The 13,525-nt window shown below is 69.6% G+C and carries 4 protein-coding genes; 3 read left to right on the forward strand and 1 reads right to left on the reverse strand.

Going from position 1 to position 13,525, the window contains the following annotated elements:
- Positions 1-424: 424 nt before the first annotated feature.
- Together SY2F82_RS32520 and SY2F82_RS32525 are read left to right on the forward strand one after the other, a co-directional pair.
- Positions 425-10,126, forward strand: coding sequence for a polymorphic toxin-type HINT domain-containing protein (locus SY2F82_RS32520; RefSeq protein WP_200421940.1), 9,702 nt, complete (start codon positions 425-427; stop codon positions 10,124-10,126).
- A complete protein-coding gene (locus tag SY2F82_RS32525) occupies positions 10,126-10,620 on the forward strand; it encodes a hypothetical protein (RefSeq protein ID WP_200421939.1) in 495 nt (164 codons plus the stop codon). Before SY2F82_RS32520 ends, SY2F82_RS32525 begins: the two co-directional genes overlap by 1 nt.
- Positions 10,621-10,815: 195 nt before the next feature.
- Here the strand turns inward: SY2F82_RS32525 and SY2F82_RS32530 are convergent, their stop codons facing one another.
- Entirely contained in the window at positions 10,816-11,904 is a 1,089-nt protein-coding gene (locus tag SY2F82_RS32530; RefSeq protein WP_200421938.1) for an AraC family transcriptional regulator, read from the reverse strand.
- 209 nt (positions 11,905-12,113) lie between these two features.
- Here SY2F82_RS32530 and SY2F82_RS32535 point away from each other — a divergent pair, with 209 nt between their 5' ends.
- The gene (locus SY2F82_RS32535; RefSeq protein ID WP_200421937.1) at positions 12,114-13,316 is read left to right on the forward strand and encodes an MFS transporter; all 1,203 of its coding nucleotides are present in this window, start codon (positions 12,114-12,116) and stop codon (positions 13,314-13,316) included.
- Positions 13,317-13,525: the final 209 nt, after the last annotated feature.

Below are 13,525 nucleotides of genomic sequence, written 5' to 3' on the forward strand. Positions count from 1 at the left end.
CAGGTGAACAAAGATCTACAATAAAAATCTTGAAGGTAAACGGATGGTCTCAACAGTCAGTCCTGCACTGCAGATTGACGGCACATCAATTCGGCGACCAACCTGGGGGCGGTTCGGCGCCCCCTGAAGCGTCAAGTGAACGCCACGTGAACTCCAGCAGCATTTACGCCGAATGAAACCCCAGGGAGAACCCATGTCGCCTCCCGGTGGAGCCCTGCGCCCTGAAACCGGCGCCACCAGCGGGCTCCCCGGGAAAATCACGTGTCGATTCCGAAGGTAATGATCACGTAATGATCACGCCAAGGTGAATGGTCTCGACATCCAGTCGACATGGGCATGGCGATCCGACAGTCTTCCCCTGCTCATTCGTTCGTTCTGTGGGGGGACCGTGCCGGCGTACCGGACACTTGCGCGCTCGTTACTCATGCCAAGGCTTCTGCGTTCGCACTGGGGCAAGGCCATCGCGCTCGCCGTGGCAACGGTCATCGCCGTCGGCTCGCTCGCCGTCGCAGGCGTCGGGATCCATCTCTTCCCCGAGGAGCCGGCCGCCGCCAAGGGTCCCGGCCAGCGCTGGGGCAGTGCCGAGGGGCTGAGCCATTTGGCGGGCGGTGGGCGCAACAACGACGCGCCGCGGTCCCTGCGGGCCAAGTACCCGCTGAAGAGCCCGCCGGCCGCACGGCCCGCGGCGCGGAAGAACGCGGTCGAGGTCACCGCCCCGGCCCCCGCGAAGATCAAGGGCTTCGACCGCAGGACGAGCAAAGAGATCGTCTCGGAGCGCGACGCCCGCAGCCGTACGTACGCCAACGAGGACGGCACCCGCACCAGCGAGATCTCCACCGACCCCATCAACTATCGGGACGGCCGCGGAGTCTGGCGGACCATCAACACCTCGCTCGTCGAGGACGACGGCGGCTGGGCCAACGCCGCCGACTCCGTGGCCCTGCGCTTCGCCGACCGGGCCGACGCCGGCCGGCTCGCCTCCGTCACCCTGCCGTCCGGAGAGTCCTTCGGGTACGGGCTGAGCGGCGCCGCCTCCGTGGCGGGCAGCGCGGACGGTGCCCGCGTCACCTACGAGCAGGTGTTCCCCGGGACCGACCTCTGGCTGGACTCGCACGCCGGCGGGGTCAAGGAGACCCTCGTCCTGAAGTCCGCCACCGCCCCGAACAGCTTCCTCTTCCCGCTCCACCTCAAGGGCCTCACCGCCCGAGCCGACGGCGGATCGATTCTGCTGACCGACGCGAAGGGCCGTGCCCGCGCCGCCATCCCGGCCGGCTTCATGGAGGACGCCGCCCACGCCGTCTCACACGCCGTGTCGTACGAACTCGTCGAGCGGGACGGCGGCCAGGCGCTGAAGATGACCGTCGACCGGGACTGGCTGGCCGACCCCGCCCGTGCCTACCCCGTCCACATCGACCCTTCCGTCGACACCACGTCCGCCTCCACCTCCATGACGGTCCGCAGCGGCGGTTCCGTCGTCGGCTCCAGCGAACTGCAGGTCGGCAAGGGCCCGGACGGCGCCTCCGCCGCCTACCTCGGCTTCCCCGGCCTCGACGAGGAGCTCAGGTACCACCAGATCTTCGGTGTGCAGCTGCAGGTCGTGAACTTCGACTCGGCCTCCTGCAAGCCGCGTTCCGTCTCCGTCCACCCGGTGACCCAGTCGTGGACCGCCGGCACCGGCACCGCCTACCCCGGCCCCTCGGTCGGCGGCGCCCTCGCGTCGAAGTCCTTCGCCTACGGCTACATAGGCTTCGGCCAGTCGAAGTCCGCCTGCCCCACCGCCGGTGAGCTGTTCGACCTCGGCAAGGGCGGCCGCGACCTGGTGCAGCGCTGGGTCAACGGCACCCAGGCCAACTACGGCCTGTCCCTGCGGGCCTCGGCCACCGACTCGCTCGCGTTCAAGAAGTTCACCGGCCACGCCTCGGCCAACCCGCCCAAGCTGTACGTCACGCACTCCCCGTACAACGCCTCCTACAGCTTCCCCAAGCCCGTCCCCGACCCGCCGGTACTGCAGAACCAGGCCGGGCAGGTCAAGGTCGCCGTCACCAACAAGGGCGCCGAGACCTGGACACCGTCCACCTACTACCTCGCCTACCGCGCCTACGACAAGAAGGGCAAGCTGGTCACGCAGCAGCGTGCGGGCAACCTCACCGGCAACGTGGCCCACGGTGCCAAGGCGACGGTCGACGCCACCATCAAGGCGCTCCCGCCGGGCGTCTACATGCTCGACTTCACGATGGTGCGTCAGGGCGGCAAGGTCTTCACCGACGAGCAGGTGCCGCCGGGCCGGCTGACCATCCAGGTCTTCGACATCGCGCCGGTGGTCAAGGAGCAGTTCCCGCCCAACGGCTACCAGGCCCAGACCCTGACCCCGCAGCTGTGGGCGGCCGGCGTCGACATCGACGCGCCCCCCGGCTCCTCGCTCCAGTACAAGTTCGAGATCTGCGAGGCGGACAAGGACGGCAAGCCGACCGCCTGCACGACCTCCGCCTACCAGACGAGCTCGGCCTACCCGGTGCCCTCCGGCCGGCTGAAGTGGGGCAAGACCTATCTGTGGCGCGGCTTCGTCAAGGACGCGTCCAACGAGGTGCCCACCCAGCAGGTGGCGCTGGTCGCCGCCGTTCCGCAGCCCGAGATCACCTCGCGGCTCTCTCAGGCACAGGGCAAGGAGTTCGACCCCAACGTCGGCAACTTCACCTCCAGCGCGACCGACGCGTCCCTCGCCGGCGTCGGTCCCGACCTGACGCTCATCCGTACCTACAACAGCCTCGACCCGCGGCGTGACCTCGCCTTCGGCGCCGGCTGGACGACGCGCTTCGACATGCGGCTCACGCCGGACGACGACGGCAGTGGCAACGTCGTCATCCGCTACCCCGACGGCCAGGACGTCCGCTTCGGCAAGAACGCCGACGGGACGTACGCCCCGCCGCCCGGCCGCTTCGCCAAGCTGACCTTCGACTCCACGGCCGACACCTACGCGCTGCAGGACAAGTCCGGTACGACGTACGACTTCAGCACGACCGGTCTCCTGGCCAAGATCACCGACGCGTACTCCAACTCGGTCACCTACACCTACAGCGCCGGCAAGCTCGCGACCGCCACGAACAACCGCACCTCCCGCTCGCTGACCTTCACCTGGACCGGCGCGCACGTCACCAGGGTCCAGACGACCCCCGTCGACGGTGCCCCGCTGACCTGGACGTACAGCTACACCGGCGATCTGCTCGACAAGGTCTGCGACCCGCTGAACGGCTGCACCCAGTACGGCTACGGCACCGGCAGCCACTACGCCACCACCGTGCTCGACTCCCGCCCCGAGTCCTACTGGCGCCTGGGCGAGGAGGAGGGCACCGCGGCGAACAGCGCCAACGAGGCCAACCTCGGCAAGGACCGCGGCACCTACCAGAACGTCACCCTGAAGGCCGCCGGTGCGATCACCGGCGACCCCGGCACCGCCGCGTCCTTCAACGGCACCACCTCACGCGTCGACCTGCCCGCCGGCACGCTGAAGAAGAGCCGTGACGCAGCGGTCGAGGTGTGGTTCAAGACGATCGCGGGCGGCGTCGGCGGCCCGCTCGTCGGGTACCAGGACAAGGCCTGGGGCACCACGCCCGGCACCGGTGTCCCGATGCTGTACGTCGGCACCGACGGAAAGCTCCGCGGCCAGTTCTGGACCGGCACCGCCGGGCCGATCACCGACATGACCAAGAACGTCAACGACGGCCAGTGGCACCACGCGGCGCTGTCGATGTCCGGCTCCACCCAGAGCCTCTATCTGGACGGCAAGCTCTCCGGGACCCTCACGGGCAAGCAGCCGCTGCAGACCAACCTCACCTACAACCAGATCGGCGCCGCCTACGCCACCACCCCCGCCTCCTGGCCGGGCTGGGGCTCCACCGCCGCCAAGTCCTTCGCGGGCACCGTCGACGACGTCGCCGTCTACCACCACCCGCTGGGCACGGCGGCCGTCACCGCCCACTACCGCGAGGGCGGACGCACCGCCGACGTCCTGACGAAGACGACGCTGCCCAGCGGCCGCATCGCCTCCGAGGTCCAGTACGACACCAACCGCGACCGCGTCCAGGAGTACACCGACCGCAACGGCGGCACGTGGAAGATCGGCACGCCCGCTGTCTTCGGCAACGACAAGGACCTGCGCCGCACCGTCGAGGTGCGCGACCCGATGGACGCCCCGTACTTCTACGAGTACGACGGGCTGTCCTCGCGGCTGCTGCGCTACGGCGAGCCGATGGCGCTCGGCGCCCGGGAGTCCGTCACCAAGGCCCCGTCCCCGTCGCCGACCGACCCCGGGCAGGTCTGTACCCAGCCCGACCCGGGCGACCCGGCCTTCTGCACCAATCCGCCCGGTAACGGCGGCGACGGCCCGGACTTCATCCGCTACCCGGTCGACGGCGTCGCCATCCGCTCCTTCGAGTACGACGACAACGGCTTCCAGACCGGGATCACCAGCGAGAACGGCGACAAGGTCACCCTCGGCTACGACGACCGCGGCAACGTGACCAGCCGGACGACCTGCCGTTCGGCCGGCGACTGCCAGACCTCGTACACCACCTACCCGACGCCGAGCGGCGACTTCGACCTGCGGGCCGACCAGCCGTCCGAGACCCGGGACGGCCGTTCGACCGGCCCCACCGACAACCGCTACCTCACCAAGTACACGTACAACACCAGCGGTGCGTTGCTCACCCAGACGGCACCCGACGGCGGCACGGCCAGAAACACGTACACGACCGGTACCGAGCCGGCCATCGGGGGCGGCAACACGCCCACCGGCCTGCCGCTCACCACCGCCGACCCACGCGGCAAGATCACCCGCTACCAGTACTACAAGAACGGCGACCTGGCCTGGGTGACCGACCCGTCCGGCGGCGTCACCAAGTACACGTACGACGCACTGGGCCGCAAGCTCACCGAGACCGTCGTCACCGACGCCCAGCCGGCCGGAACGACGTCGACGTTCACCTACGACAAGCTCTCCCGGGTCCACACCCTCACCGACCCGGCGGCGACCAACGCCGTCACCTCCGGCAGGCACCAGCAGCGGACCACCACGGACTACGACGCCGACGGCAACGTGGTGCGCACCGAGATCAGCGACCTGCTGGGCGGCGACGCCGCGCGGGTGATGACCTTCGGCCTCGACGACCACGGCCGTCCTGAGCTGGTCACCGACGCCGAGGGCAACGAGACCTCGTACACCTACGACGTCTTCGGCAACAAGACGTCCATGGTGGACGCGAACGGCAACCACTTCGACTACGTCTACACCGCGCGCAACATGCTGGCCGAGACCCGGCTGCGCGACTGGGACGACGACGGCGGCGACGACAGCTACACCGTCCTGCAGTCGTACGCCTACGACATGGGCGGCCGGCTGGCCCGGCACACGGACTCGATGGGCCGCTCGCTGATGTACCAGTACTACGGCGACGACCTGGTCAAGTCGATCACGCTCAAGGACTTCCACAACCCCGACGGCACCAAGCGCGACATCGTCGTGGAGTCCGACACCTACGACGGCGCCGGCAACGTCCTCACCGAGACGACCGCGGGCGGCAAGCTCGTCACCGAGTACACCTACGACCCGGTCGGCCGGGTGAAGTCCGAGGTCGTTGACCCGGGTGGACTCGCGCGCCGCACGACGTACACCTACGACCCCGCCGGCAACGTGCTGACGACCGCCTCCAGCGGTTCCCCGTCCAACGTCCCCTGGCCGGTGAGCGTCAGCGGCGACTCCGTCCGCTACGAGTACGACGACGCGGGCAACGTCCTTCACGAGACGGTCGAGAACGGCACCGACTCGCGAACCACCGACTACACCTACGACGACCGCGGGCTCACCACCTCCAAGACGGACCCGGCGGGCAACAAGACCGAGTACGGCTACGACGAGCTGGGCCGGGCGGTCTCCGTCACCGCGCCCGCCGTGCAGACCGAGTCCGGCGGCGGCACGCCCGCCACCTCGCGGCCGACCACCTTCACCGGTTACGACACCTTCGGTGCGGTCACGGAGTCGGTCGACGCGCTCGGGAACGTCAACCGCACCGCCTACGACCGGCTGGGCCGCGTGACCACCGCGACCGCGCCCTCCTACACCGCGCCGGGCTCCACGCAGACCGTCGCCCCGACCGTCACCAACACCTACGACGCGCTCGGCAACCTCACCGAGAGCACCGACCCGCTCGGCCGCGTGACCAAGTTCCAGTACGACCGCCAGAACCGGCTCACCGTCAAGGACGTGCCCGTCGGCACGGGCGACGAGCGGGGCCAGTGGAAGTACACGTACACCCGTACCGGCGAGGTGCTGTCCGTCACGGACCCCAGCGGTGCCCGCGCCGAGACGACCTACGACGACCTGGACCGCCCGGTCACCACCACCCAGATCGAGCGCAAGCCGCAGCCCGGCGCCTTCACCACCCGCAACGAGTACGACGACGCGGGCAACGTGGTGAAGCAGACCGCGCCGAGCGGCGCCGTCAGCCAGTTCACCTACGACAGCCTCAGCCAGCTGACCAGACTGCAGGAGCCCAGCGGCGCCGTCACCCAGCTCGGCTACGACGCCTCGGGCCGCGAGGTGCGCCGCACGGACGGCATGGGCCGCACCTCCGCGAAGATCTACGACCAGCTCGGCCAGCTCGTCCAGGACCAGGACCTGGACCCGGCCAACAGCCAGCTGCGCAAGGTCAGTTACACCTACGACAAGGCGGGCAACCTGGTCACGTCGACCAACCCGCTGAACCGTACGACGACGTACACGTACGACGCCCTCAACCGGCTGACCACCCAGACCGAGCCGGTCTCCGACACCAAGTCCATCACCACGTCCTTCGGCTACGACGCGCTCGGCAACCGCACCCGCTACACGGACGGCCGCGGGAACTCGACGATCTACACCGTCAACACGCTCGGTCTCGCCGAGTCGGTGATCGAGCCGGCGACCGATCGCGACCCGTCCCCGGCAGCCCGTACCTGGACGACCGCGTACGACGCCGACGGCGAGCCCGTGAAGCTCACCGCGCCGGGCAACGTGGTCCGCGAGCGCGAGTACGACAAGGCGGGGCAACTGGTTCGCGAGACCGGCACGGGTGCCGACGTGACGACCCCCGAGAAGCGGTTCCGGTACGACCCGGCGGGCCGGCTGGTCCAGGCCTCCTCACCGAAGGGCGACGACACCTACGAGTACGACGACCGGGGCTCACTGCTGAAGGCGACCGGCCCGTCCGGCGACGCCACGTACCAGTACGACAGCGACGGCCTGCTCACCAGCCGCACCGACGCGGCCGGCACCGCGAGCTTCAGCTACGCCAAGCAGCAGCTCACCTCGGCGACCGACCCGCTCACCGGTGTGCGGCAGAGCTACACCTACGACGGATCGGGCGCGGTCAAGAAGGTCGACTACGGCGCGGGCCAGTCCCGCAGCTTCACCTACGACGACCTGGGCCGGCTCGACACCGACACGCTGAAGAACAGCGCCGGCCAGACGATGGCGTCGACCGACTACGGCTACGACACCGACGACCGGCTGACGTCGAAGACCACGACGGGCACCGCCAAGGCCGGGACCAACACCTACGGTTACGACTACGCCGGCCGCCTCACCTCCTGGACGGCCGGCGGCACGACGACGGCGTACGGCTGGGACGACAGCGGCAACCGTGTGAAGAACGGCGGCAAGACCGCCACCTTCGACGAGCGCAACCGGCTGCTGTCCGACGGCGACTACACGTACGACTACACCTCACGCGGCACGCTCGCGTCGCGCACCAGTTCCGGTCTGAAGGAGGACTTCACCTTCGACGCCTTCGACCGGCTGGTGAAGGCGGGCGAGTCCGGAACGCAGTACACGTACGACTCGCTGGACCGTGTCGCGGCTCGCAACGGCGTGGACTTCTCCTACGCCGGCTTCGCACCCGACCCGGTCAAGGACCAGAACTCCACGTACGGCCGCGGCGCGGCGGACGAACTCCTGTCGATCGCCGAGAGCGGAGGTGCGGCCCGGCTGACGCTGGAGGACAAGCACGGCGACGTCGTCGGCAGCATGTCCGCGGCGGACGGCGCGGCCACCGCCCTGGACGAGTCCACGGCCTTCGACCCGTTCGGCCGGGTGCTCGGCACGGCCGACATGCACGGCAACGTGGGTTACCAGGGCGGCTGGACCGACCCGGACACCGACCAGGTCGACATGCAGTCCCGCTGGTACGACCCGGGGACGGGCACCTTCGACTCCCAGGACTCCTACATCTACAGCTCCGGCGCCTCGATCCTGGCGAACCGCTACACCTACGGCGCCGGCGCCCCGCTGGACTACACCGACCCGGACGGCCACTGGCCGAGCTGCGGCTGGTGCAAGAAGGCCGTGAGCTGGACGGGCAAGAAGCTCCGCCAGGGCGCGCACTGGGTCTCCAAGACCGCCCAGTCCGTCTGGCACGGCGTGCAGTGGGCGTGGAACAACCCGGGGGCGGCGTTCAAGCTGGCGCTGAGCTACGTCGGCAAGGCTGCCAGCTGGGTGTACCGGAAGTCGGGGCTGAAGACGGTCGTCGACGCCACGGTCAACGCCGTCAAGTGGGTCGGCCAGAAGACGGGCATCACCGAGTGGGCCCGTGAGAAGGCGAGACAGGCCGCCAGGGCGGCCTACCAGGCCAAGGTCTACATCACGAAGAAGGCCAGGCAGGCGGCCTCCTTCGCGGCGCAGCACAACCCGATCCCGGCGATCCTCGCGGCCACCAAGCCGCTGATCGCCGTCGGCAAGGCGATCGTCACCGCCGACCCGAACCTTCCGGCGATCGTCGTCGGCGCGGCCGTCCAGGTGGTCGCCGATGCAGCCAAGGCCGCGGACGCCATCCGCGACGAGGTCGTCAAGCAGGTCGGGAGCGTCGTGGAGAGCGTCTCGGACGCGGTCGACTGGGGCGAGGTCTGGGACGACGTCAAGACGGTCGGCAACATCGTCGGCGACGTCACCGGCTTCAACGACATCAAGAACTGCGTCACCACGGGCGACATGGAGTCCTGCGCCTGGGCGGCGGCGACCGTGGGCGGCATCGTCCTCGGCGGCGCCGGCGCGGCGGCGGTCCGGGCGGCGAAGGCCGGACGGATGACGGCGAAGGCGGCGAAGTACGCGGACGAGATCGCGAAGGCGGCGGAGAAGGGCAAGAAGGTCCTCGAAGAGGCCGAGTCGGTGGCGGAATGCGTCTCGACCGCCGGCGACGTGGCGTCTCTCGCCAGCGGCAACAGCTTCGTACCCGGTACGGAAGTCGTGATGGCGGACGGCAGCCGCAAACCGATCGAGAAGGTCGAGGAGGGCGACGAGGTCCTCGCCACCGACCCGACGACCGGCAAGACCTCGAAGGAGAAGGTCACCGACACGATCAAGGGCAAGGGCACGAAGAACCTCGTCAAGCTCACGATCGACACGGACGGCGACAAGGGCCACGCGACGGACACCGTCACGGCGACCGCGGGCCACCCCTTCTGGGTCCCGGACCTGAAGAAGTGGCTGAAGGCCGGCGAGCTGAAGCCCGGCCAGTGGCTCCAGACGGGTTCCGGTACCTGGGTCCAGGTCGAAGCGGTCAGCGCATGGACGCAACAGGCGGCGGTCTACAACCTGACGGTCGACACGGCGCACACGTACTACGTGGCGGCGGGCGAGACGTCGACCCTCGTTCACAACTGCGCCGCGGGCAAGGGCACCAGAGGCAACAAGGGCAAGTTCCAGCCCACGATCACGGTCCACCGGGCCCAGGGCAACTGGAACATGGACGACCGTATCTCGGAAGCCACCGGTCTGCGGTACGAGGCGGCGGAAAGGGCGACGGGCAAGGCCAAGTCCCGTACCTACACGGCCGCCGTGCACAAGAAGACGGGGGACATCGCGGTGGGCTGCTCGGGCAACGGCAGCTGCGCCGAGCCGAACATCCTCGACCACACAGGCTGGGACGCGGACGACGTCGTCTTCACCAGGGCGATCCGGCGGGAGGACTTCGACGACGGGAACGGCAAGATTCTCCAGGAGAAGGAGATCTGCACGACCTGCCAGGGCAACTATCCCGCTGACAACTTCGTCCACAGTGTCATCTACGACCCCAAGGGACCATGGATGATTGGGCAGTGATGAGGGCATCGATCCTGGAACTGCGACGCCACGACTGGTCCGCACTGCGCTGCGGCTGCGGGCAGTCGGGTGCGCATCTGGCGGAGTCGTTCAGCAGGCTCCTGGAAGCCCGCAGCAGGCAGGAGACCATCGGGCACACGCTGGAGAACCACCTCGAGGTGCAGAGCATGCTCTTCGAGGTGGCCCCGCATGCCGTGCCGGTGATGCTCACGGCGCTGGGGGAGGATCTGCACGACTCCGTCAGGGGCCACTTCCTGGGGATGCTGGAGTTCCTCGTGACAGGGGAGTCGCATCGAAGCGAGGTCGAGGCCGGTCGCCCCGATCTGGAGGAGGAGTGCGTAGCCGCGGTGCGTGAGGGCATCCTGGTGCTGTATGCGGAGGCCGTGTCCGGAGACGTCGAGGCTGTGTTCGACATTCTCGAGTTCGTCGACGAGGACGCGGACCGGCTGGAGTACTACCGCTCCGCCCTGGCCGAGGGCCTTCGCCAGGGGTGAGCAGGGCCGTGGCCCAGGGCGGTCTAACGGTTCGAACTCGAACACGTCGAAGTTCTCGGCGATGCTGTGGCGGCCAGAGCGGCGAGTGCTTCGGCGAGCCGTTCGACGCGGGCGCGCCGGGTGGGAGCGGTGGCTTTCGAAGACCGTACGGCCTCCGGGCAGGTCTCCGCTGCCGGTCGGCGTTCGGCGACGGCGTCACGTGTGGCGTCGGCCGGTGGGCACCTCCCGCTCCAGCAGTGCGGTGCGCAACTCGAGCGGGGTCACTCCGTGCCACCGGCGCACCGCCCGCCGCAGTGCACTGACGTCGGCGAAGCCGGCCTGGCGTGTGATGTCACGGAGCGTCAGTTCCGATCGTCGCAACAGCTGTTCGACCTGCTCGCGGCGCACCCCGTCGACGATCGCCTCGTAGGTGGTGCCGCACTCGGCCAGGCGACGGCGCAGAGTGCGTTCGCTGGACGCGTGCCTGCGGGCCTGCTCGAGGAAAGAGGGGACGGCGGGAAGGCTCTGCGCGATGGAGATTTCCAGCACCTCGAGCAGGTCCTGCTGGTCGCGCCGTGACGCCATCTGTTCCTCCAGCACGTCGAGCACCGACGCGCAGGTGATGGGGTCCCGCCCCGGCATGGTCGCACGGGCCCACCGAGCGGGGATCACCATGCGGTTGCCTGCAGCGTCGAAGCGCAGTGGGCAGCGGAACAGTTCGTCGAACGGGCGCGTGTCGCGCGGGGCGGGGAAGGCGAACTCGACCGCCTGGGGGGCGAATGCGGCGCCGACGCTCAGGCGGGTGAGGGTGACGACGCTGGAGTACGCCTCCTCGATCAGGAAGACGGCGACGGTCGGATCCAGTGCGGGGTCCGGCAGATCGGCGCGCAACACGTAGCCGGCGTCCTCCCAGCGGGCCGACCACACCGTCATCGCCCCGGATAGGTTCTGATAGCGCACGCCGGCCTCGATGGCGTCCTGGAGAGTGTCGGCAGCCATCATGGCCAAGCCGATCAGCCCCCACGCGGTCAGGTGCTGCGCCGCGCCCACGCGCAGCCCCAGGTGCTCGTCCCCGGTCCGCTCCACCGCCTGGCGGATGACGTCGCTGCCCTGCCGGTAGGAGACCCGCAGGGCGGCGGAGCCCATCACCGTCGGGTCCAGCCCGACCCGGGTCAGCAGCGGCTGCAGGTCGACGCCGGACTCGCCGGCGACCCGGGCGAGGTAACGGAGGATGTTCGGCGCGATGGTGGCCGAGGTGCTGCGGCTCGTTCCAGGAGAAGTGACCGGGGCGGGAGCATCGGGCATCGCGTTCCCTCTCACCAGGGCGTTTCTCGCTTCACTGTAAGCAGCCGGGCCTCGCCTGTCGCGGGCGTGGCCGCCGAAGCCCCTGTTTCGGCCTCTGGCGCGCTGCACCGGGCCTTTTCGCCCTCCCTACCTTGTGCGGAAACCCGCCCGCCCAGCCGTCCGTGGCGCACGGGATACCGGCGTGAGGGCCCAAGAAACGAAGGCTCATCATGACTGCACCTCTTCAGACGCCGGCTCGGCGACGATCTGTGCGCCGGAGCCCGCTTGCGGCGGCCCGACGGGTCGTGGCGACGGTGTTCGCCGCCCAGGGAGCATCGGTGGCCGCGGTGTCCACTACGGTGCCCGCTGTCAAGGAGCGTCTCGCGCTCTCTCCGCTGACGATGACCGTGCTCGTCGTGGCCGTCGCGCTGAGCGCGGGCGTCGGCAGCTTCGCCGGACTGGCCGTGATCCGACGTCTGGGGCTGGTCGCCGCCATGCGGGCCGCCGTCGTGGCGACCGCCGCGGCTCTGCTGCTGATCGGCTGGGCTCCCGACCGGGCCTTGGCCGCGGTGGCCTACGGGCTGTTCGGCATGGCGCTCGGGTGCATCGACGTGTCGGCGAACACCCGGGCCGCGGCCGTCGAACGCCACTACGGCCGGAGCATCTTCGCCTCCTTCTACGCCGCCTGGAGCGCAGCAGGCGTCGCGGCCGCTCTCCTCACGGCGGGCACGGCTCACCTCGGCTGGTCCGCCGAGTACACCCTGACGGCACAGGCCGGCCTCGTCCTGGCCCTCGCCCTGAGCGTCCGCTCTCACGCGCTTCCCACCGACTCGACGTTCGCCGTGTCCGACCACGAGGAGTCCGTCGTGCTCGGTCGCGGACTGTGGGTGAGACTCGCCCCGTTCGGCCTTGTCCTCCTGGTCGCTTATGTCATCGACTCCACGGTCTCGTCGTGGTCGACCCTCTATCTCCACCAGACACTGGACACCGCCTTGTCCATCGCCCCCCTGGCCTACGCGGCCTATCAGATCGGCACCGTCACCGGGCGGGCCTGCGCCGACCACCTCGTACGCACGATCGGCCCCGTGGCCGTGGTCCGTGCCGCCACTCTGCTCACCGCCACGGCGCTGGCGGGATTGGCAGCCGCCCCCGCCTGGCCGTACGCGGTCCTGGCCGCCGCGTGCACCGGGCTGGGGGTCTCCGCACTCGTCCCCCTGTGCCTCGCGTCCGCCGGACGTCTGCGACCGGGGGCGGCCGAAGCGGTCCTGGCCCGTATGAACGTCTTCAACTACACAGGTGTGCTCGCCGGCGGGGCAGCCAGCGGAGTCCTCGGGTCCACCGGCCACTTCCGACTCGCCTACGCGATCCCCGCCGCACTGGTCCTCGCGATCCTGGCGACCGCACGATCCTTCAACCACCGGTTCACGGCGTAGGCCGCGCGCAGCCGTTGCCGGGTTCTGCCGAGCCCGCGAAACCGCGCCCGCGCCCGCGCACCGCAGCCGGAGCCGGACGCCTCGCAGGCAGCGTGGTCGGTGCGTGGGCGGCGAGCATCTGGCCGCCCGAGCCCCCTCTCTGACCGCACGGACCGTTTTCCGTTGCATTGCAGATGAATAAGTTCCCTTCAGCCCTTCAGGAATGGGGC

The sequence above is a fragment of the Streptomyces sp. Y2F8-2 genome (genome assembly GCF_014905555.1).
Lineage (GTDB): Bacteria > Actinomycetota > Actinomycetes > Streptomycetales > Streptomycetaceae > Streptomyces > Streptomyces cynarae.

What these genes read in the sequence shown, in the direction of transcription:
- SY2F82_RS32520 (WP_200421940.1), top strand. Translation starts at nt 425, where the DNA reads ATGCCAAGGCTTCTGCGTTCGCACTGGGGCAAGGCCATCGCGCTCGCC.
- SY2F82_RS32525 (WP_200421939.1), top strand. Translation starts at nt 10,126, where the DNA reads ATGAGGGCATCGATCCTGGAACTGCGACGCCACGACTGGTCCGCACTG.
- SY2F82_RS32530 (WP_200421938.1), bottom strand. Translation starts at nt 11,904, where the DNA reads ATGCCCGATGCTCCCGCCCCGGTCACTTCTCCTGGAACGAGCCGCAGC.
- SY2F82_RS32535 (WP_200421937.1), top strand. Translation starts at nt 12,114, where the DNA reads ATGACTGCACCTCTTCAGACGCCGGCTCGGCGACGATCTGTGCGCCGG.